The organism is Rhodoblastus acidophilus, assembly GCF_025961575.1.
GTDB classification, from domain to species: domain Bacteria; phylum Pseudomonadota; class Alphaproteobacteria; order Rhizobiales; family Beijerinckiaceae; genus Rhodoblastus; species Rhodoblastus acidophilus_C.
On record NZ_JAOQNX010000026.1, the window covers coordinates 63,790 to 80,119 of the forward strand.

Here is a 16,330-nt window from a genome sequence, read left to right on the forward strand (position 1 = left end):
GCCTGCGCAAACCCATTTGGAGGGGATGGATTTCTTCAAAAAACTGAAAAGTCGCACGCCAGGACCTGGCCGGCCCTGGCCGCCCGCGCGGCTTGCCCTCGCCTTGCAAGGCGGCGGCTCCTTCGGCGCCTTCACCTGGGGGGCGCTGGAGCGCCTACTGGAAGAGGAGGCGATTTCCTTCGACGCGATCTCGGGCGCGAGCGCCGGCGCGGTGAACGCCGTGCTTCTCGCCTCGGGCCTCGCGTCAGGCGGCCGTGACGGCGCCCGCAAAGTCCTCGAAGAATTCTGGACCCACGTCAGCCATCCCAACCTGTTCCTGCCGATCGCGCATCTGCCGCTCGACTTCATGACCAAGGCGCTGACGCCCTACCAGTTCAATCCCTTCGACCTCAATCCGCTGCGCGACGCGCTCAACGCCCATGTCGACTTCGAGCTGTTGCGGAAGGCGAACGGCCCCAAGCTTCTGATCGGCGCCACCCGAATCTCCGACGCCGGCCTGCGCATTTTTTCGCGCGGCGAACTGACGGTGGACTGCGTGCTGGCCTCGGCCTGCCTGCCGCTGTTGCAGCACAGCGTCGAGATCGACGGCGAGCATTATTGGGACGGCGGCTATGTCGCCAACCCGCCGCTGACCCCGCTGGTGGTCAAGACCGAGGCCAGCACGGTGCTCATCGTGCAAATCTCGCCCAAACGCGCCGATGGCGCGCCGCGCAGCCGCGCCGACATCGAGCGGCGCATCGACCAGATCAATTTCTGTTCGACCCTCGACCGCGAAATCGACGCCATCCGGCAATTGGCGCCGCTATGCGCCGCCGGCGACGCCTCCGGCAAATGGGCGCGGCTGCGCCTGGATCGGATCGCCGCCGAAAACGAGGTGGAGGCCCTGGCGCAGCAGAGCGCCGGCAACCTGAGCTGGTCGTTCGTCAGCAAGCTGCGCGAGGCCGGACGCGCCGCCGCCGAGGGGTGGATCGCGCAGGAGGCCTGATGGATTCGGACTTCGGCTTCTACCTGCACATGGGCGTCGACGCGCTGCTGGTCGCCTTTGTCGCGCTCGCCTGGGCGGCGCCGCACATCGAACGCGCTTTTGGTCGAGGCGGCGGGCGCTGGCGCGATCTCGCCAAGAACTATCCAGCCTCAGGTCCCGCGCCGAAGGAGGTTCGGCCTCGTCAAAGCCTGATGGTCGGCCCGGTGCTCTACCGCGACTGCATATCGGTGGGCGCCGACGATACCGGGCTTTATCTGGCGCCGGGCCGCCCGCTCTCCTTCGCGCTCAAGCACAACCTGCGCATCCCCTGGCCGGAGATCGTCAAGACCGAGCCGGCGAAAGTCTTATGGGGCAAAGGAGTGACCCTGTTCATCGGCGCCCCGGCGCTGGCGACGCTCACCGTGAAGGCGGAGCTGTTCGAAAAACTGGTTCGGCCGAGGCTCGCGGGTCAGGCGCGACAATAACCCGCAGGCCCGCGCTGACGAAAAACCAGTTCAGCCAAAGCTTGCGCTAGGGTAGACGTGTGCACCGGCACACGAAACAGGAGACTTCCCCTTGGACTCGCAATTCGGCATCGGCGTGACGCCGCAAACCCTCAGCCTGCTCCAGCTTTTTGCTGTCCTGCCTCTGGTCATCGGCCTGCTCGCGTCGTTCAAGATGAAGAGCAAGAAGGGCACGGTGCTGGTGTCGGGCTTCGTGCTTTACCTGCTCGTCCAGGGCTTCCTGTACTTTTTCGTCCACGCGGCCGCCTGATCCGGGAACCGTAACGCGGCCTTGGCTGTTTTAGGAAGAGCGGCGGCGACCCGCCGCTTTTTCCTAAGGAATGGTCATGGCCCAAACATTTGTCACCCTGCTCGGCAGCCTGCGAAAAGCGTCCTTCAACGCCGGGATCGCCCGCGCCCTGCCCGCCTTGGCGCCCGAGGGGGCGACGATTTCCCCGCTCGGATCGGTCGGCGATTTTCCGCTCTACGACGCCGATCTGCAGGCCGAAGGATTTCCGCCCGCCGTCTCAGCGATGGGCGAGGCGATCCGCGCCGCCGACGGCGTCATTATCGTTTCCCCGGAATACAATTATTCGATCCCCGGGGGCCTCAAAAACGCCATCGACTGGCTGTCGCGCCTCCCGGAACAACCGTTCAAGGGCAAGCCCGTCCTGATCCAGAGCGCCTCGCCCGGCGCGCTCGGCGGCGCGCGCATGCAATATCAATTGCGCCAATGTTTCGTGTTTCTTGACGCGCGTGTGTTCAACGCGCCCGAAGTGATGGTCGGCGGCGCCATGGCGAAATTCGATAAGGACAGCGGCGACCTCACCGACCAGGGCACCAAGGATTTTATCGGCAAGCAGCTGGCGGCGTTTGCGGCGTTTGCACGGGTTCGCTAAGTCGGAGCCTCGGTGGGCGAATTGGGTCCGAGCCGCTTGCCGAGCGCAATGAACGGTTTCTCGATGACAAAATAGGTGAGCAGAGACAGGCCCAGCGACGGCAAGAAGGCAAACAGCAAAGCGCGCACGAAATTGGACATGTGCAAGCCCCATTGGTCGACCGCCTTGAAGAGGACCATGCCGACAAACAGGTGCAACAGATAAAGCGAGTAGCTCGCCGAACCCAGCGTAGCCAGGCCGCGGCCGATCGCTCCGGGAACTCCGCCGGCCGCGTGGAAACCGACGATCATCGCCGCGAACAGCAGGGCCTCGACGGTGAATCCGAACATGTTGAGCGGATATTTTGACGGATCGAACACGGCGATCCACGCCGTCAAAAGGCCCACGGCGCAGGCGGCCACGGCGAAGCCAATCGGCTTGGAAATTCTGTGGCGAATCGCACAAAACGCGGCGGCGCCCGCCATGCCGATCAGGAATTGGTCAAGGCGGCCGAGCATGGTGTGATAGAGATTGTCATAAATTGATGGCGTCCAGAAGCCGAGCAGGAGCCGGAACAGGACGGTCACGAGCACCAGGCCGCCAATCCGGCGCCAGTCGTAGGCGGGAATAGCCGCGATCAGCAGCGGGAACAGAAGGTAGAACTGAAACTCCACGCCGATGGTCCAGATCGGTCCGACCGGCAAGAACTGGTTCCCGAAGCCGGTGATCGGGTCGCCGGTGTTGACCTGGAACAGAGCGAACTTCAGGAAGGTCTCGGCGGTCCACGATGGACGGATCTGCGCCATCAGCAGAAACATGACAACCAAGTACATCGGCAGGATGCGGAACGCGCGCTTGACGATGAACCTGCCGTAATTCACGGGCAGCCGCCCCGCGTCGAAGATCATCGAAAACAGGAAGCCCGTCAGGACGATGAACAGAGATACGCCTACGCCGCCATGCGCCAGCCAGAGGTCGCCGATGTAGCGCAGGCCGGTCGCGTTCGCGGGAATGTCGTTGAAGGGCTTGAAGTGGTAGAACAGCACCACTGTGGCGGCGACAAATCGAAGTTGGTCCAGGGCGGGGCTGTAGGACCATTTAGGTGATGAAATCGCCATGGGTTCCCGATTCTGACATCATCAGAAGCCCAGTAGGCGGCCGAGTTTCCGAATGTCAAGCCGCAGACACGCTCAAGGCGCGCTCTTCCCCGCTTCGCCGGGCTCGCCGCGCAGGGTGGTGACCGCCGCGACCTCCGTCGCCGTCGTCCCCCCAGCTTTCGCTTCATCCGCCGCCCCCGTCTCGGCGGCGCCCAGGCTTTTCAGCCGCTCGACGCGCCAGGCCAGCACGACGCGGGCATAGACGCCGAAGGCGTAGCCCAGGCCAACCAGCACGGTGAAGGCCAATAGCTCCACCGGGAAGACGCCCAGCGCGCCCTCCATTTTGCCGGTGCCGGTGCTTTCCGCATAGATCAGGTTGGAGAGGTTGGCGAGGCCGGCCGCCGGCAGCAGCAGCCAGTAGAAGCGCACGGCGAGCAGGCCGATCAGGAATCCGAACACGAGAGCGCCGAAGCCGAGCCCGTCGAAAAGATGGACGCCGATCACCGAAGCGGTGAGGGCGATGAAGCGAATGACCATAAGCACGGGGGGCACTCCGAACAATTGGCGAAAATGTTTGCGTTTCGACTCAGGGCTTATGTAAGAAAGCGCGACGCGCCCTCATATAGGAAATAACATGCCCGAGGTGATTTTCAACGGCCCCGCCGGCAGGCTGGAAGGCCGCTTCCATCCGTCGAAGCAGCGCGGCGCGCCGCTCGCGATCATTTTGCATCCGCATCCGCAGTTTGGCGGGACGATGAACAACCAGATCGTCTACCAGCTCTACTATGCCTTTGCGGAACGCGGTTTCTCCGTCCTGCGCTTCAACTTCCGCGGCGTCGGCCGCTCCCAGGGCGCGTTCGACCACGGCGCCGGCGAACTCTCGGACGCCGCCAGCGCGCTCGACTGGGCCCAGGCGGTCAGCCCCGAGGCCCGCGCCTGCTGGATCGCCGGCGTGTCCTTCGGCTCGTGGATCGGCATGCAATTGCTGATGCGCCGCCCCGAAATCGAGGGATTCATCTCGATCGCCCCGCCCGCGAACCGCTTCGACTTCACCTTCCTCGCCCCCTGCCCCTCCTCCGGCCTGTTCGTCCACGGCGACCAGGACCGCGTGGCGCCGGTGAAGGAGGTCACGGGCGTGATCGAGAAATTGAAGACGCAAAAGGGCATCGCCATCGAGCATGCGGTGGTGGAAGGCGCCAACCATTTCTTCGAGAACCGCGTGGACGAGCTGATGGTCGCGGTCGGCGACTATCTCGACAAGCGCCTGGGCAACCCGCCGCGCGTGGCGATCGCGTCGCGCGCGGACTGATCGGGATGGCGAAACGGACGCTCGCCGAGCGGATTCGACGCGCCGCCGCCTCCTTGTGGCTCAAGGCGCGCTCCCGTTTCCACCGTCCTTACCGGATCGGCGCGCATGTCATCGTCCTGCCGCCGGGACATGCGCTGGACAAGTTCCGGGCGCATCATCCCGGCTACGAGCGGCCCATTGAGGTGATCTCCGGCCTTATCGCCGAGAAATACAATGGGCTGACCGCCATCGACGTCGGCGCGAATGTCGGAGACACCGCCGCCTTCATGGTCAAGGATGCGCGCTGCCGCCTGTTGTGCGTCGAGGGCAACCCCCGGTTTTCGACGCTCCTGCAACAAAATGTGCGCGCATTCTGCCCCCAGGCCGAATTCGAGCTGGCCTATATCGGCGACGGACAATCCGGCGCCGCGCCGGTCGTCGAGACCGGCGCGGGCACGGCGCGCATCGTGCCGGGCGGCGATAAGGGCCAGGCGGTCAAGCTCGTCAGTCTCGACGAGGTCCTGGCGCGGCGCGGCGCGTTCCAGGACGCGCAATTCCTGAAGATCGACACGGATGGCTTCGACCCCGACGTCCTGCGCTCCGGCGCCGCCTTCATCGCGCGGCGCCGTCCCGTCGTGTTCTTCGAAATGGACCCCTGCCAGCCCAGCAGCCCCTACGAAAAATGCGCGGAGGCGCTCGAACAGCTGTTGGCGGCCGGCTATGACACGTTCCATGTCTTCGACAACGCCGGCACGCACATGATGCGCCTGACGCGGGAGCAAAGCCCCCTGCTCCGCCAGCTTCTCGACTACATCATCCTGAACAGCCGCCTGAAAAAACGGGCGGTCTATTATTACGACATCTGCGCCTTGTCCGAGGCGGACCGCGACATTTCGGATGGGATCGTCGAGGCCTGCGGTCCGGGGACAGGCTGACGCCTGCTCAGAATTTCGCCACGACAGGCTCCGGCGCCGGGCGCCAACCAAAGGCATAGGACACCTGTCCGAAGGCCATGGCGCGGTCGACGGAAACCTTGGTCGGCGAATCCGTGGATACCCAGGGGAAACGGGTGGAGCCGTCGGCCGACATGCTCCAGTATCTGCCGCCGACGCCGGCGCTGACGCGATCGGTGATCAGATAGGACAAAACCGCCTCGAGCTGGTAGCCGGACCCGTGGCCGCGATCGGCCTGGGGATTGATGTCGGGACGCAGCCAATGGTTGTCCAGGCTGCCGTCGACATTGGCATAGGGCAGCCAGGCCGCTTCCGCTGCGAATTTGAAGCGGTCGCCGAGCTTCACGTCGCCGGCCAGGCCGATCCGCAGGGCGTTCCACTTGTCGACCCGGCTGAGCGTGAGCTGATTGGCCGCCACCATCGGCGGCGTCACGCCGGGCGGCGAACACATGTCGGGATTGGACGCGACCTGCGTGCAGCCATAGGCGTTCTGCCGATCCTCCAGATAGCTGTAGCCGGCGAACGGGCCGACGCGCCAGCCGCCGCCACTGAAGGCGTAGCCGAGGTCGAAGGCGCCATAGACATCGCTGCCGCCGCGCGTCTGCGACACGGTATGCGAATAGGGATCGAGGGCGGGGACAAAATCCTCGTCGCGCATGGTCCCGCCATCGGCGAGGGCGATGCCGCCGATCATCCCCTTCAGATAGACGCCGAGGGGCGTGTCGACGCGCCCGAACGTCTCGGTCATGACGCCGGAGGCCGGCCATGTCAGCCGCGAGTTCATCTGGCTGGCCACGACATTGTCGTAGAGGTTGTAGCGGTAGCGACCGCCGCCCCAGCCGACGCGCGCGCCGAACTCGCCGGAGAGATAGGAGAGCAGGCCGGGCGTGGTCCCGGCGCTCTCCTCGCCCGCGCCCCAATGACGGTTGAGGCCGAATTTGGCGACGCTGGCTGTCTGCCGAGCGCTGGCGCCATAGGTCGCGGCGAAGCCGGCGTCCTGCGCGGCGAAGGAGCGCTTGCGAAGCCCGTAATAGTCATATTCGGCCTTGGCCGACCAACCGCCGCCCAGCGCATATTCGACGCCGCCGCCGGCGTTGTAGCCGACAGTGTCCTGCGCGGTCGAAATCGAGGGATTGGGGCCGCCATAGGGGTTGAAGGCGCCGATGCTCAGCTTTTCATGGGCGTAGGCCAGACCGCCCTTGGTGAACAGCAGCAGCCCGCCCAAGGCGTAGCCGAGCCGCGCGTCAAGCGTCGCCAGCGTGGCCTGCGCGGATGTGCACGCCCAGCCGACGCCGCCCGCGCCGCGCACGCCGCCGCACACGGCGGCGCCGGACAGGCTGGTCGCGTCAATGTCGCCCTCGACGCCGACAACCCAGGGTCCGCCGAGCCGGAAATTATATCCGATGGTGAGGCCGCCCAGAATGCCGACCTGGGAGCCCGATGCGGGAAAGCGCGGCGTCGCCGCGAGCAGCAGGTCGCCGGTCGGATTCGACCATTGTGTCGTCCCCAGGGCCGTCCCGTAATTCAGGCCGGCATAGGCGCCTTCCCAGCCGGCGTCCTCCGCGTCCATGGCGGGGCGCAAGTTCAGCGACGGCACATCCGCCGCAAAGGCGCTGGAGCTCAATAAAGTCGAGCCAAGCAGACACAACATCGCTTTTTTCATATCAGGCCTCAAACACGCAACGCCGGAGCCAAAAGGGGCGGCAGGACAAATCCTTCACGCGAAATGCATTTCTCGCCGCCCAACGGCTGCTTAACCATGTCTGTTCGTCCCATATTCAGGTTAACAAGCGCTCAACTCCGGCGTGCGCACAGGCGCCCAAGACTCGGGCGCTCAAGACTCAAATGCCCAAGACTCAGGCGCCGGCTGCAAAATCTCCTTGCCATTTGCGCCCCGGCGTCCTCATTGGCGGGCTGAATCGGACAAAGGTGAGTCGAATCGTCATGAGCCAACATGTCGCCGTCCTGATGGGCGGGCTGTCCAGCGAACGCAGCGTGTCGCTCCGCTCCGGCGAGGCCTGCGCCAAGGCCCTCGAAGCCGAAGGATTTCGGGTCACCCGCGTCGATGTCGGCCGCGACGTCGCTTATGCGTTGACGGCGCTCAAGCCCGATGTCGCGCTGAACGCCCTGCACGGGCCGGGCGGCGAGGACGGGGCCATCCAGGGCCTGCTCGAAACCCTGCGCATTCCCTACACCCATTCCGGCGTGCTCGCCTCGGCGCTGGCCGCCAACAAGGAAAAGGCCAAGATCGTGATGGCCGCCGCCGGCGTGCCCGTGCCTTCGGGCAAGACGGTGACGCGCTTCGAGGCGGCCAAGGCCCATGTGCTGCCGCCGCCCTATGTGCTGAAGCCGGTTTCCGAAGGGTCGTCCTACGGCGTCTTCATCGTCAAGGAAGATTGTCCGCACCCGCCGCAGGAATTGCTCAGGCCCGATTGGTCCCATGGCGACCTGATGCTGGCGGAGACGTTCATCGCCGGGCGCGAATTAACTTGCGCTGTGATGGGCGACCACGCGCTGGGCGTCACCGAGATCAAGTCGGTGTCCAGCGAATGGTACGATTTCGACTCCAAATACCAGCCGGGCGGCTCCGTCCACGAACTTCCGGCGAAAATTAAAGAAAATATTTACTTAAAAGTTCAAGAGTTGGCGCTCAAGGCGCACAAGGCGCTCGGCTGCCGCGGCATCAGCCGGACCGACTTCCGCTACGACGACACCCCCGGGGGAACCGGGGCGCTCGTCGTGCTCGAGGTCAACACCCAGCCCGGCATGACCGAGACCTCGCTCGCGCCCGAAATGGCCGCCCATGCGGGCATGACATTCGGCGAGTTGGTGACATGGATGGTGCGGGACGCTTCCTGCGATCGTTGATCCGGTTTCGGCTGGCGCCCCCCATAGCGCCGGCTTTTGCCGGCGCGTCCCCTACAGGCGGAGCGCCGGCTTTTGCTGGCGCGTCTCCCGCAGGCAGAGGGCCGGCTTATGCCGGCGCGTCCGCGACAGGTCAGCCCGCTTATGCCGGCGCGTCGCCACGCCAAACTGCTTATCCCGGCGCATCGTCTAAAGCCGGCGCCGCCCGTCCCGCCAAAATCTTCCCGCGCGCCCGGCAGAGCCAGCGCGGCGACACCCGCGCGTCCATCGCCCGCTTTTTCGCCAGGCCCGGCGTGCCCTTCAGCCTCGGCCTCGTCTTTTTCGCCGCGGTCGGCCTCTATGGCGCGCAGCGCGGCGGCGAATATGACGCCTTCGTCAAGGCCAACGGCGCCCCCGCCGACATTGTCGCCCGCGCGCTCGGCTTCGGGCTCGACACCGTCACCATTTCCGGGACGCTCGAATTGAACGAGGCGCAAATCCTCAAGGGCGCCGGCGTCAACGGCCTGCAATCCCTGCCCTTCCTCGACGCGGCCGAAGTGCGCGCGCGGCTGATGACCCTGCCGCTGGTCAAGAACGCCCAGATTCGAAAACTGCTGCCCAACCGGCTGATCATCGAGATCACCGAACGCACGCCGCACGCCGTCTGGCAGAAGGACGGGGTGATCCGCATCGTCGCCGCCGACGGCGCGCCGATAGACGAGTTCCACGAGGCCCGCCACGCCCGCCTGCCCTTCGTGGTCGGCGAGGACGCCAACAACCGCATCGACGAATATCTGGCGCTGCTCGACGCCGCCGGCGAGCTGAAGGACAAGGTGCGCGCCGGGATTCTGGTGTCGAAGCGGCGCTGGACGCTGTCGATGAGCAATGGCGTCGAGGTGATGCTGCCGGAGAAGGACGCCGCCGCCGCCTTGCGCCAGCTGGCCCGGCTCCAGTCGGACAGCCGCATCCTCGACAAGGACATCGTCTCGCTCGATTTTCGCACCCCCGGACGGCTGTTCGTACGGCTGACGGAAGAGGCCGCCGCCGCCCGCGCCGCCGCCATGCCGCACAAGGGAGCGCCCAAATGACCCAACCGCTCGTCCTTCCGCGCCTCAAACCGCTGTCGCCGCGCAAGAGCGCCACGCTCTGCGTGCTCGACATCGGCTGTTCCAAAGTCGTGTGCCTGATCGCCAAGCTGGAGCCGGTGGAGAGCTCCGACGCCTTGCGCGGGCGCACCCATCGCGCCCGCATCCTCGGCATCGGCCACCAGCGCTCGCGCGGGGTCAAGGCCGGCGTGGTCGTCAATATGGAAGAGGCGGAAGCCTCGGTGCGCCTGGCGGTCGACGCCGCCGAACGCATGGCGCGCGTCCAGGTCGAGAGCGTCATCGTCGCCAATGCGGGCGGGCGGCTGTCGGCCGCCTGTTTCCAGGCCAATGTGCCGATCTATGGCGCCGGCGTCACCGCCAACGACCTGCATCGCGTGCTCGAGGCCACCGCGCTGCGCACGGCGCAGCCGGGCCGCTCCGTGCTGCACAGCCTGCCCAATGGTTTCGCGCTCGACGGCGCCTCCGGGATTCGCGATCCCCGCGGCATGATGGGCGAAAAGCTCGGCGCGCAATTCCATGTCGTGTCAGCCGATTCCGCCGCGCTGCGCAATCTGATGCTGGCGATCGAGCGCTGCCATCTCTCGGTCGAGGCCGTGGTCGCCACCCCCTATGCGGCCGGCCTGTCGGTGCTGGTCGACGACGAGGCGCAACTGGGCGCCATCGTGCTCGACATTGGCGGCGGCTCGGTGAGCACGGGCGTGTTCCAGGACAGCAAGCTGGTCCACGCCGACGCGTTCGCCATCGGCGGCCGCCACGTCACCATGGACATCGCCCGCGTCCTCAACATCCCGCTGCGCGACGCGGAGCGGCTGAAGACGCTGCACGGCAGCGCGATCTTCTCGCCCTCCGACGAGCGCGAAACCCTGCCCATCGTCCAGGTGGCGGAAGACCGCGACAATCCCGCCCATATTCCGCGCGCGCATCTCAATCGGATCATCGCACCGCGCGTCGAAGAGATTCTGGAGCTCGCCCGCGACCGGCTCAACGCCGCCGGCCATCCGGTCGCCGGTCGCCGGGTGGTCCTCACCGGCGGCGCCAGCCAGCTCACCGGCCTGCCTGACGCGGCCCGGCGCATTCTCGGCGGCCAGATCCGCATCGGCCGCCCGCTCGGCGTGCAGGGCCTGCCGGATTCAGCCAAAAACCCCGGCTTCGCCGTGGCGGTCGGCCTGCTGATCTATCCGCAGTTTTCGGCCGGCGAATATTTCGAGCCCGGCCGCTCCGGCGCCGCCGCGCCTGTGTCGAAAGGCTATTTCGGCCGGATGGGCCGCTGGCTGCGCGAGAGTTTTTAAACCCGCGCCGCGGTCGGCCTCCAGATTGGCGCAAGCGAATCACGCAAGCCTGTCGTTTCGATTCGGGTTGGTGAGCGAGGCGGCTGCGACGAGGACGTAAACATTTCGACCTGCAGCGAGGCCTTGCGCATCAACGGCTCCGCAATGTGGTGGACGAAAAGTTAACGGCGTTAACGAAATTCTAACGATATTGCGGCGAAGTCATACAAGCTTGGGATCATTCCACTCGCGCTGCCCAGAACTGCCCAGACCTGGTGAGGACAAGAGGCCGACATGACGATTAACCTGCAAGCGCCACAGTTGCGCGAATTGAAGCCCCGGATCATGGTGTGCGGCGTCGGCGGCGCCGGCGGCAACGCGGTCAACAACATGATCGCCTCCGGCCTGGCCGGCGTCGATTTCATCGTCGCCAACACCGACGCTCAGGCGCTGACCTCCAGCAAAGCCGAGCGGATCATCCAGATGGGCTTGCAGGTCACCGAGGGTCTGGGCGCCGGCTCGCAGCCGGAGATCGGCCGCGCCTCCGCCGAGGAGGCGATGGACGAAATTCGCGACCACCTCACCGGCGCGCATATGTGCTTCGTCACGGCCGGCATGGGCGGCGGCACCGGCACCGGCGCGGCCCCGGTGATCGCGCGCACCGCCCGCGACATGGGCATCCTCACCGTTGGCGTCGTCACCAAACCCTTCCAGTTCGAGGGCGCCCGGCGCATGCGCGTCGCCGACCAGGGCATCGAGGAGCTGCACAAGGCGGTCGACACGCTGATCGTCATCCCGAACCAGAACCTGTTCCGCGTCGCCAACGAGCGCACCACCTTCGCCGACGCCTTCTCGATGGCCGACCAGGTGCTCTATTCCGGCGTCGCCTGCATCACCGACCTGATGGTGCGCGAAGGCCTGATTAACCTCGACTTCGCCGACGTGCGCGCCATCATGCGCGACATGGGCAAGGCGATGATGGGCACCGGTGAGGCCTCCGGCGACCGCCGCGCCATTCTCGCCGCCGAAGCGGCCATCGCCAACCCGCTGCTCGACGAAGTCTCGATGAAGGGCGCGCGCGGCCTGCTGATCTCGATCACCGGCGGCAACGACCTCACCCTCTACGAGGTGGACGAGGCCGCCAGCCGCATCCGCCAGGAGGTCGACGAGGACGCCAACATCATCCTCGGCGCGACCTTCGACTCCAGCCTCGACGGGATCATCCGCGTCTCCGTGGTCGCCACCGGCATCGACAAGCCGCTGGGCGCCTTCGACGTCAACGAGCAGCGCCTCGCCGAAGCCGGCGAGCGCCTGCGCGCCCAGGCCGCCGCGCAAGCCGCCGCCCGCGCCGACAACGCCTCGCGCGCCGCCCAGGGCCAGCCGCCGGCCCCGGCGCAGATGCCGATCCAGCAGTCCCCGGCGCAACAGATGGCCGCGCCCGCGCCCGAGCCCATCTATGCGCCCGAGCCCGCTCCGGCCCCGCAGATGGAGCCTGCGCCCCAGGCCTATTATCCCGCCCCGGTCGACCAGGGCTACGCCCCGCATCACGCCGACGTGCAGATCACCCGCGTGGCCCAGCAGCCCTATCACGCGCCGGCGCCTGCGCCGCAGGTGCGCCAGGCCCCCGCGCCGACGCAGCAGATGTACATTCCGCCGGCCGCCGAACAGCCGCAGAGCCGCCGCATGCCGAGCATCGACGACCTGCCGATTCCGGGCCAGAATCTCCTGCGCGGCCAGCAGCCGCTCGAGCAGGAGCCTGAAACCAAGCGCCGCACCCTTCTCGAGCGTCTCGCCAATTTCGGCATGAGCCGCGCCGACGAGCTGCGCGCCCATCACGTCCCGCAGCAGCCGCAGATCGCTCCCCCGCAGGGCTATGCGCAGCAGAAGCCGGCGCCGGTCCACGCCGAATATGCGCCGCGTCCGCAGCAGCCGCGCCCCGCCGACGGCCGCGCCCTGCCGCGCCCCGAGGAGGACCAGCTGGAAATCCCGGCCTTCCTGCGCCGCCAGAGCCGCTGAGGTTCAAGACCCAACAAGAAACCCGCCGTGAGGCGGGTTTTTTTGTTTGTGGTCATGGCCTTGGCACCGCCTCACTTCAGGCCCATCCTGCGAAACAGGAATTCCGGCGGACAGAAACCGGTGAAGGCCGACTGGATCAGGTTGAGCCCGATGAACACAGTGAACAGCAGGAACCAGGGGGAGACGAAATAGACCAGCGCGACGGATATGAGCACCATCGTCCCGGCGAGAGCGCGAACGGCATTGTTGAGCGTCATCAGCATCCTCCTTGTTTTGTATATTCGATTATATTAATGTTTTAAGGCCAATTCAAGCGGGCTGCGGCGTTCGGCGTCATTTACTCCGGGCGCCCATCCGTTAATCTGCTGGGAAAAGAAGGCGGTGTCGGTTGACCCTCGATCTTCATGCGCGCCCCAACGTGCTGCCGTGGCCTCCGGTCATTTTCGGCATCGCGTGGATTGTCGGCTTCGTCCTGGAGCAATTCGCGCCGAGCGGCGACGCGCTGCCGCACTGGGCGCTGACGATCGGCCGCGTGATCGCGGCGGCCGGCATTCTGCTCGACCTCTGGGCGATGGGCGCCATGACCTCGGCCGGCACCAACATCATGCCCAATCATGGCGCGTCGCATCTGGTGACCTCCGGCCCGTTCGCCTTCACCCGCAACCCCATCTATCTCGGCAACACGCTTTTCACGCTCGGCATCGGGCTGGGACTGGGCGCCCTGTGGTTCGTGCCGCTCGGCTTCGCCGCCGCCTGGTCCGTCGAGCGCCTCGCCATCCGCCGCGAAGAGGCGCATCTGTCGGCGCGCTTCGGCGCGGAATGGAGTTCCTACGCGGCGAAAACGCCGCGCTGGTTGTGGTGAGCGCCGCGCGCTTGCGGCCTTTGATCGCACGCGGCGAAACGCATGTTGACGCTCGAACTTGACCGTCCCATGTTTCCAACGATTTTTTTCGCTTTCGACGCGGCCCCGTTTCCGTCCGGCGGGCGCGAAAAAGGTTTTGTTTGGAGTCCGTCATGCGGTGCGGCCATTCTGGCGGTCAGGGCTGGTGGGGATGCAAGGCGGCGAGCGTGAACGCCGAATGTGCGCCAAAGATCGGCGCCCCGGAGACGCCGCTTTCCGCCGAGGCGCTCCAGGCCGTGCTCCGCGCGCTCGACGACGAATACCGCGCCCAGGCCTTTTATCGCGCCGTGCTGAGCAAGTTTCCCTACGCCCTGCCCTTCGCGCCCATCGCCGAATCCGAGGCGCGCCACGCCGCCGTCTTGACCAGCCTCCTCGACGCCTATGGCGCGAAGACGCCGCCAAACCCGCACCTCGACAGCCCCGAGATTTTGCGCAGCGCCCCGGACACGCTGGCCGAGGCCTGCGAGGCGGCGATCGAGGATGAAATCCGCAACGAACGCCTCTATACCGAAGACCTGCTCCCGCGGGTCGCGGCCTATCCGGTGATCGCGCAGATTTTCGAGGCGCTGATGCGCGCGTCGCGCGAATGTCATCTGCCGGCGTTCCGCTGCTTCGCCGAGGCCTATCGCATGAACCGACCGCTCACACAGGCGTCCGAATGATCCACCGCCGTCATCTCCTTCTGCTTGCGGCCGCGCTCGCCGCCGCCCCCGCCTGCGCGCAAATCGATGTGCGCGCCATCCTCGACGATCCCGATGCGCCCGTCGGCGGCGATCCCAAGGGCGACGTTCCCGTCGTCATCTTCTTCGACTATCTCTGCCCCTCCTGCCGCAAGGCCATGCCCGAGCTCGCGCGGCTGGCGCGCGACGACGGCCATATCAAACTGATCTACAAGGACTGGCCGATCCTTTCGAAAACCTCCGTGGTCAGCGCCAAGCTCGCTCTGGCCGCGCGCCACCAGGGCAAGTTCGAGGTCGCGCATCGGACGTTGATGTCCCTGTCTGGCCCGCGCACGGAAGCCGACATGACCGCGGCGCTCGGCGCCGCCGGGATCGACCTCGCCCGCCTGCAAGCCGACCTCGACGCCCATGACGCCGAGATCACCGCGCTGCTGAAACGCAATAACGAACAGGCGGAGGCGCTCGGTCTGCCGGGCACGCCGGTGTTTCTGATCGGCCCCTACAAGATCGCGCAACCCCTCGATTACGACGGTTTCAAGCGCGTGGTCGCGCAGGTGCGCGGAAGATAAGCAAATACATTCACACATTCATATTTTCATGATAGTCATGGACGCGAACCGACGCCCGCGCATTCCGGAGCGTCGCCGCAAGGAATGGAGACGCTGATGCGTGTTTGGATCGCCGCCACAACTCTGGCCGTCGTCGCGCCCGCCTGGGCCGACGCCCCCACCCCCGAACTGAAGGCCAAGGCGGTCGAACTCGTCCAGGCCTATGGCGGCAAACTCAAGGGGGCGCTGAGCTCGGCCATCGAAGCCGGCGGCGCGGAAGGCGCGCTGGAGGTGTGCAACAAACAGGCGCCGGTGATCGCCGCCGAAATGTCCCGGGACAGCGGCTGGTCGGTGGCGCGCACCAGTCTGAAGCCGCGCAACGCCGCCTCCGCGCCCGACGCCTATGAGCGCAAGGTGATGGAGGCGTTCCTCGCCCGCATCGCCAAGGGAGAAAAGGCCGCAGACCTCGCCAGCGCCGAAGTGGTGGATGAAAATGGACAAAAAGTGTTCCGCTTGGTGAAGGCCATTCCGACGGGCGAGCTTTGCCTCACCTGCCATGGCGAAAATGTCGCGCCGGACCTGCAACAGAAAATCAAGGCGCTTTATCCGCAGGACCAGGCGCTCGGGTTCAAGGAGGGGGATATGCGCGGCGTCTTCACGTTGAAAAAGACCCTGGCGGCGAAGTGATGCGCGCGCTTGCTGTTGCGGCGCTGCTGCTTTTTGCGGGCGCCGCGCGGGCCGAAATCCTGCTCGAGCATCCCTGGGCGCAGCCCACCCCGCCCAAGGCGGTGGTCGGCCGCGCCTATGTGAAAATCTTCAATCATTCCGCCGAAATGGATCATCTGGTCGGGGTGAAGACGGACGCCGCGCTGAGCACGGAGATCGCGGGCATCCGCATCCTTCAGGATGTTCCGAACCTGCGCCGGCTCTACAACATCGACATTCCCGCGGAGCGCAGTTTCAGTTTCGCCCCCGGCGGCTATCACATCCTGATGCGCAACCTGAAAAAACCGCTGGTCGCCGGAGACAAGATCACCGGCGAGCTGATTTTTGAGAACGCCGGTTCGGTGCCGGTGGTGTTCACGGTCGAGGCCGAGCCGCACTGAAGGGGACTGGATCGCATTGCGCGCCCGGTGTCTCCGGTTTCGCCCAGCCAGGGGGCGCAATGCGTTCCTGTCCTGTCTGGACGGCCCCTAGATCAAGGGTTTTCTTGGCGTGGTATGAACATTTCGGGTGCGGTCATGTCTCCGGCCTGTGGATGCGACTTTTGTTTCGTCGCTGGCC

At 66.0% G+C, this 16,330-nt stretch carries 19 protein-coding genes; 15 read left to right on the plus strand and 4 right to left on the minus strand.

Translation table 11 applies throughout. From position 1 onward, the window contains the following. Positions 1–25: 25 nt before the first annotated feature. From M2320_RS17500 to M2320_RS17515, 4 genes are all read left to right on the plus strand, one after another. Positions 26–985, plus strand: coding sequence for a patatin-like phospholipase family protein (locus M2320_RS17500; RefSeq protein ID WP_264598377.1), 960 nt, complete (start codon positions 26–28; stop codon positions 983–985). Then, on the plus strand, positions 985–1,449 hold the full coding sequence (locus M2320_RS17505) for a hypothetical protein (RefSeq protein WP_264598378.1): 465 nt from the start codon (positions 985–987) through the stop codon (positions 1,447–1,449). Before M2320_RS17500 ends, M2320_RS17505 begins: the two co-directional genes overlap by 1 nt. A gap of 91 nt (positions 1,450–1,540) precedes the next feature. Further along, on the plus strand, positions 1,541–1,738 hold the full coding sequence (locus M2320_RS17510) for a hypothetical protein (RefSeq protein WP_184424876.1): 198 nt from the start codon (positions 1,541–1,543) through the stop codon (positions 1,736–1,738). 76 nt (positions 1,739–1,814) lie between these two features. Then, on the plus strand, positions 1,815–2,366 hold the full coding sequence (locus M2320_RS17515; RefSeq protein ID WP_264598379.1) for an NADPH-dependent FMN reductase: 552 nt from the start codon (positions 1,815–1,817) through the stop codon (positions 2,364–2,366). Here the strand turns inward: M2320_RS17515 and M2320_RS17520 are convergent. Both M2320_RS17520 and M2320_RS17525 read right to left on the minus strand, forming a co-directional pair. Then, positions 2,363–3,463: an acyltransferase family protein gene (locus tag M2320_RS17520; protein ID WP_264598380.1), complete on the minus strand. Its 1,101-nt coding sequence runs from the start codon at positions 3,461–3,463 to the stop codon at positions 2,363–2,365. The two genes, M2320_RS17515 and M2320_RS17520, sit on opposite strands and share 4 nt — an antisense overlap. Positions 3,464–3,535: 72 nt before the next feature. Continuing rightward, the gene (locus tag M2320_RS17525; protein WP_264598381.1) at positions 3,536–3,985 is read right to left on the minus strand and encodes a hypothetical protein; all 450 of its coding nucleotides are present in this window, start codon (positions 3,983–3,985) and stop codon (positions 3,536–3,538) included. A 91-nt stretch (positions 3,986–4,076) separates the two neighbouring features. On the opposite strand from M2320_RS17525, the gene M2320_RS17530 reads away from it, so the two are divergent. Both M2320_RS17530 and M2320_RS17535 read left to right on the plus strand, forming a co-directional pair. Beyond that, positions 4,077–4,751, plus strand: coding sequence for an alpha/beta hydrolase (locus M2320_RS17530; RefSeq protein WP_184424870.1), 675 nt, complete (start codon positions 4,077–4,079; stop codon positions 4,749–4,751). Between the two features lie 5 nt (positions 4,752–4,756). Further along, positions 4,757–5,665: an FkbM family methyltransferase gene (locus M2320_RS17535; RefSeq protein ID WP_264598382.1), complete on the plus strand. Its 909-nt coding sequence runs from the start codon at positions 4,757–4,759 to the stop codon at positions 5,663–5,665. A gap of 7 nt (positions 5,666–5,672) precedes the next feature. Here M2320_RS17535 and M2320_RS17540 read toward each other — a convergent pair whose 3' ends face one another. Then, positions 5,673–7,334, minus strand: coding sequence for an outer membrane beta-barrel protein (locus tag M2320_RS17540; protein WP_264598383.1), 1,662 nt, complete (start codon positions 7,332–7,334; stop codon positions 5,673–5,675). Positions 7,335–7,627: 293 nt separating this feature from the next. Between M2320_RS17540 and M2320_RS17545 the strand changes: the two genes are divergently transcribed. From M2320_RS17545 to ftsZ, 4 genes are all read left to right on the plus strand, one after another. Further along, positions 7,628–8,551, plus strand: a complete 924-nt coding sequence (locus M2320_RS17545) for a D-alanine--D-alanine ligase (RefSeq protein ID WP_264598384.1) — start codon at positions 7,628–7,630, stop codon at positions 8,549–8,551. A gap of 290 nt (positions 8,552–8,841) precedes the next feature. Continuing rightward, positions 8,842–9,615 carry a cell division protein FtsQ/DivIB gene (locus M2320_RS17550; protein ID WP_264598385.1) on the plus strand — a complete coding sequence of 258 codons (774 nt, stop codon included), beginning with the start codon at positions 8,842–8,844 and terminating at the stop codon, positions 9,613–9,615. After that, complete coding sequence (ftsA, locus tag M2320_RS17555) at positions 9,612–10,922, plus strand: cell division protein FtsA (protein ID WP_184424860.1); 1,311 nt, start codon at positions 9,612–9,614, stop codon at positions 10,920–10,922. Before M2320_RS17550 ends, ftsA begins: the two co-directional genes overlap by 4 nt. Positions 10,923–11,195: 273 nt before the next feature. Next, positions 11,196–12,917, plus strand: a complete 1,722-nt coding sequence (gene ftsZ, locus M2320_RS17560; RefSeq protein WP_264598386.1) for a cell division protein FtsZ — start codon at positions 11,196–11,198, stop codon at positions 12,915–12,917. Positions 12,918–12,988: 71 nt separating this feature from the next. On the opposite strand, the gene M2320_RS17565 is transcribed toward ftsZ, so the two are convergent. Next, the gene (locus M2320_RS17565; RefSeq protein ID WP_184424856.1) at positions 12,989–13,174 is read right to left on the minus strand and encodes a YgaP family membrane protein; all 186 of its coding nucleotides are present in this window, start codon (positions 13,172–13,174) and stop codon (positions 12,989–12,991) included. Between the two features lie 131 nt (positions 13,175–13,305). On the opposite strand from M2320_RS17565, the gene M2320_RS17570 reads away from it, so the two are divergent. The 5 genes from M2320_RS17570 (at position 13,306) to M2320_RS17590 (ending at position 16,152) form a co-directional block, all read left to right on the plus strand. Next, positions 13,306–13,779 (plus strand): methyltransferase family protein, encoded by a 474-nt coding sequence (locus M2320_RS17570; RefSeq protein ID WP_184424853.1) that lies wholly within the window; start codon positions 13,306–13,308, stop codon positions 13,777–13,779. Between the two features lie 206 nt (positions 13,780–13,985). Further along, a complete protein-coding gene (locus M2320_RS17575; protein ID WP_264598387.1) occupies positions 13,986–14,480 on the plus strand; it encodes a DUF2202 domain-containing protein in 495 nt (164 codons plus the stop codon). Continuing rightward, positions 14,477–15,067: a DsbA family protein gene (locus tag M2320_RS17580; protein WP_425540671.1), complete on the plus strand. Its 591-nt coding sequence runs from the start codon at positions 14,477–14,479 to the stop codon at positions 15,065–15,067. Before M2320_RS17575 ends, M2320_RS17580 begins: the two co-directional genes overlap by 4 nt. A 96-nt stretch (positions 15,068–15,163) precedes the next feature. Beyond that, positions 15,164–15,733 (plus strand): Tll0287-like domain-containing protein, encoded by a 570-nt coding sequence (locus tag M2320_RS17585; RefSeq protein ID WP_264598388.1) that lies wholly within the window; start codon positions 15,164–15,166, stop codon positions 15,731–15,733. After that, positions 15,733–16,152 carry a copper chaperone PCu(A)C gene (locus tag M2320_RS17590; protein WP_264598389.1) on the plus strand — a complete coding sequence of 140 codons (420 nt, stop codon included), beginning with the start codon at positions 15,733–15,735 and terminating at the stop codon, positions 16,150–16,152. The genes M2320_RS17585 and M2320_RS17590 overlap by 1 nt, the downstream gene beginning before the upstream one ends. Positions 16,153–16,330: the final 178 nt, after the last annotated feature.

Excerpts from the sequence above, each read along its gene's own strand:
- M2320_RS17590 (WP_264598389.1), top strand. The coding sequence starts at position 15,733 with ATGCGCGCGCTTGCTGTTGCGGCGCTGCTGCTTTTTGCGGGCGCCGCG.
- M2320_RS17580 (WP_425540671.1), top strand. The coding sequence starts at position 14,477 with ATGATCCACCGCCGTCATCTCCTTCTGCTTGCGGCCGCGCTCGCCGCC.
- M2320_RS17500 (WP_264598377.1), top strand. The coding sequence starts at position 26 with ATGGATTTCTTCAAAAAACTGAAAAGTCGCACGCCAGGACCTGGCCGG.
- ftsZ (WP_264598386.1), top strand. The coding sequence starts at position 11,196 with ATGACGATTAACCTGCAAGCGCCACAGTTGCGCGAATTGAAGCCCCGG.
- M2320_RS17585 (WP_264598388.1), top strand. The coding sequence starts at position 15,164 with ATGCGTGTTTGGATCGCCGCCACAACTCTGGCCGTCGTCGCGCCCGCC.
- ftsA (WP_184424860.1), top strand. The coding sequence starts at position 9,612 with ATGACCCAACCGCTCGTCCTTCCGCGCCTCAAACCGCTGTCGCCGCGC.
- M2320_RS17505 (WP_264598378.1), top strand. The coding sequence starts at position 985 with ATGGATTCGGACTTCGGCTTCTACCTGCACATGGGCGTCGACGCGCTG.
- M2320_RS17545 (WP_264598384.1), top strand. The coding sequence starts at position 7,628 with ATGAGCCAACATGTCGCCGTCCTGATGGGCGGGCTGTCCAGCGAACGC.
- M2320_RS17515 (WP_264598379.1), top strand. The coding sequence starts at position 1,815 with ATGGCCCAAACATTTGTCACCCTGCTCGGCAGCCTGCGAAAAGCGTCC.
- M2320_RS17535 (WP_264598382.1), top strand. The coding sequence starts at position 4,757 with ATGGCGAAACGGACGCTCGCCGAGCGGATTCGACGCGCCGCCGCCTCC.
- M2320_RS17520 (WP_264598380.1), bottom strand. The coding sequence starts at position 3,463 with ATGGCGATTTCATCACCTAAATGGTCCTACAGCCCCGCCCTGGACCAA.
- M2320_RS17530 (WP_184424870.1), top strand. The coding sequence starts at position 4,077 with ATGCCCGAGGTGATTTTCAACGGCCCCGCCGGCAGGCTGGAAGGCCGC.
- M2320_RS17540 (WP_264598383.1), bottom strand. The coding sequence starts at position 7,334 with ATGTTGTGTCTGCTTGGCTCGACTTTATTGAGCTCCAGCGCCTTTGCG.
- M2320_RS17565 (WP_184424856.1), bottom strand. The coding sequence starts at position 13,174 with ATGACGCTCAACAATGCCGTTCGCGCTCTCGCCGGGACGATGGTGCTC.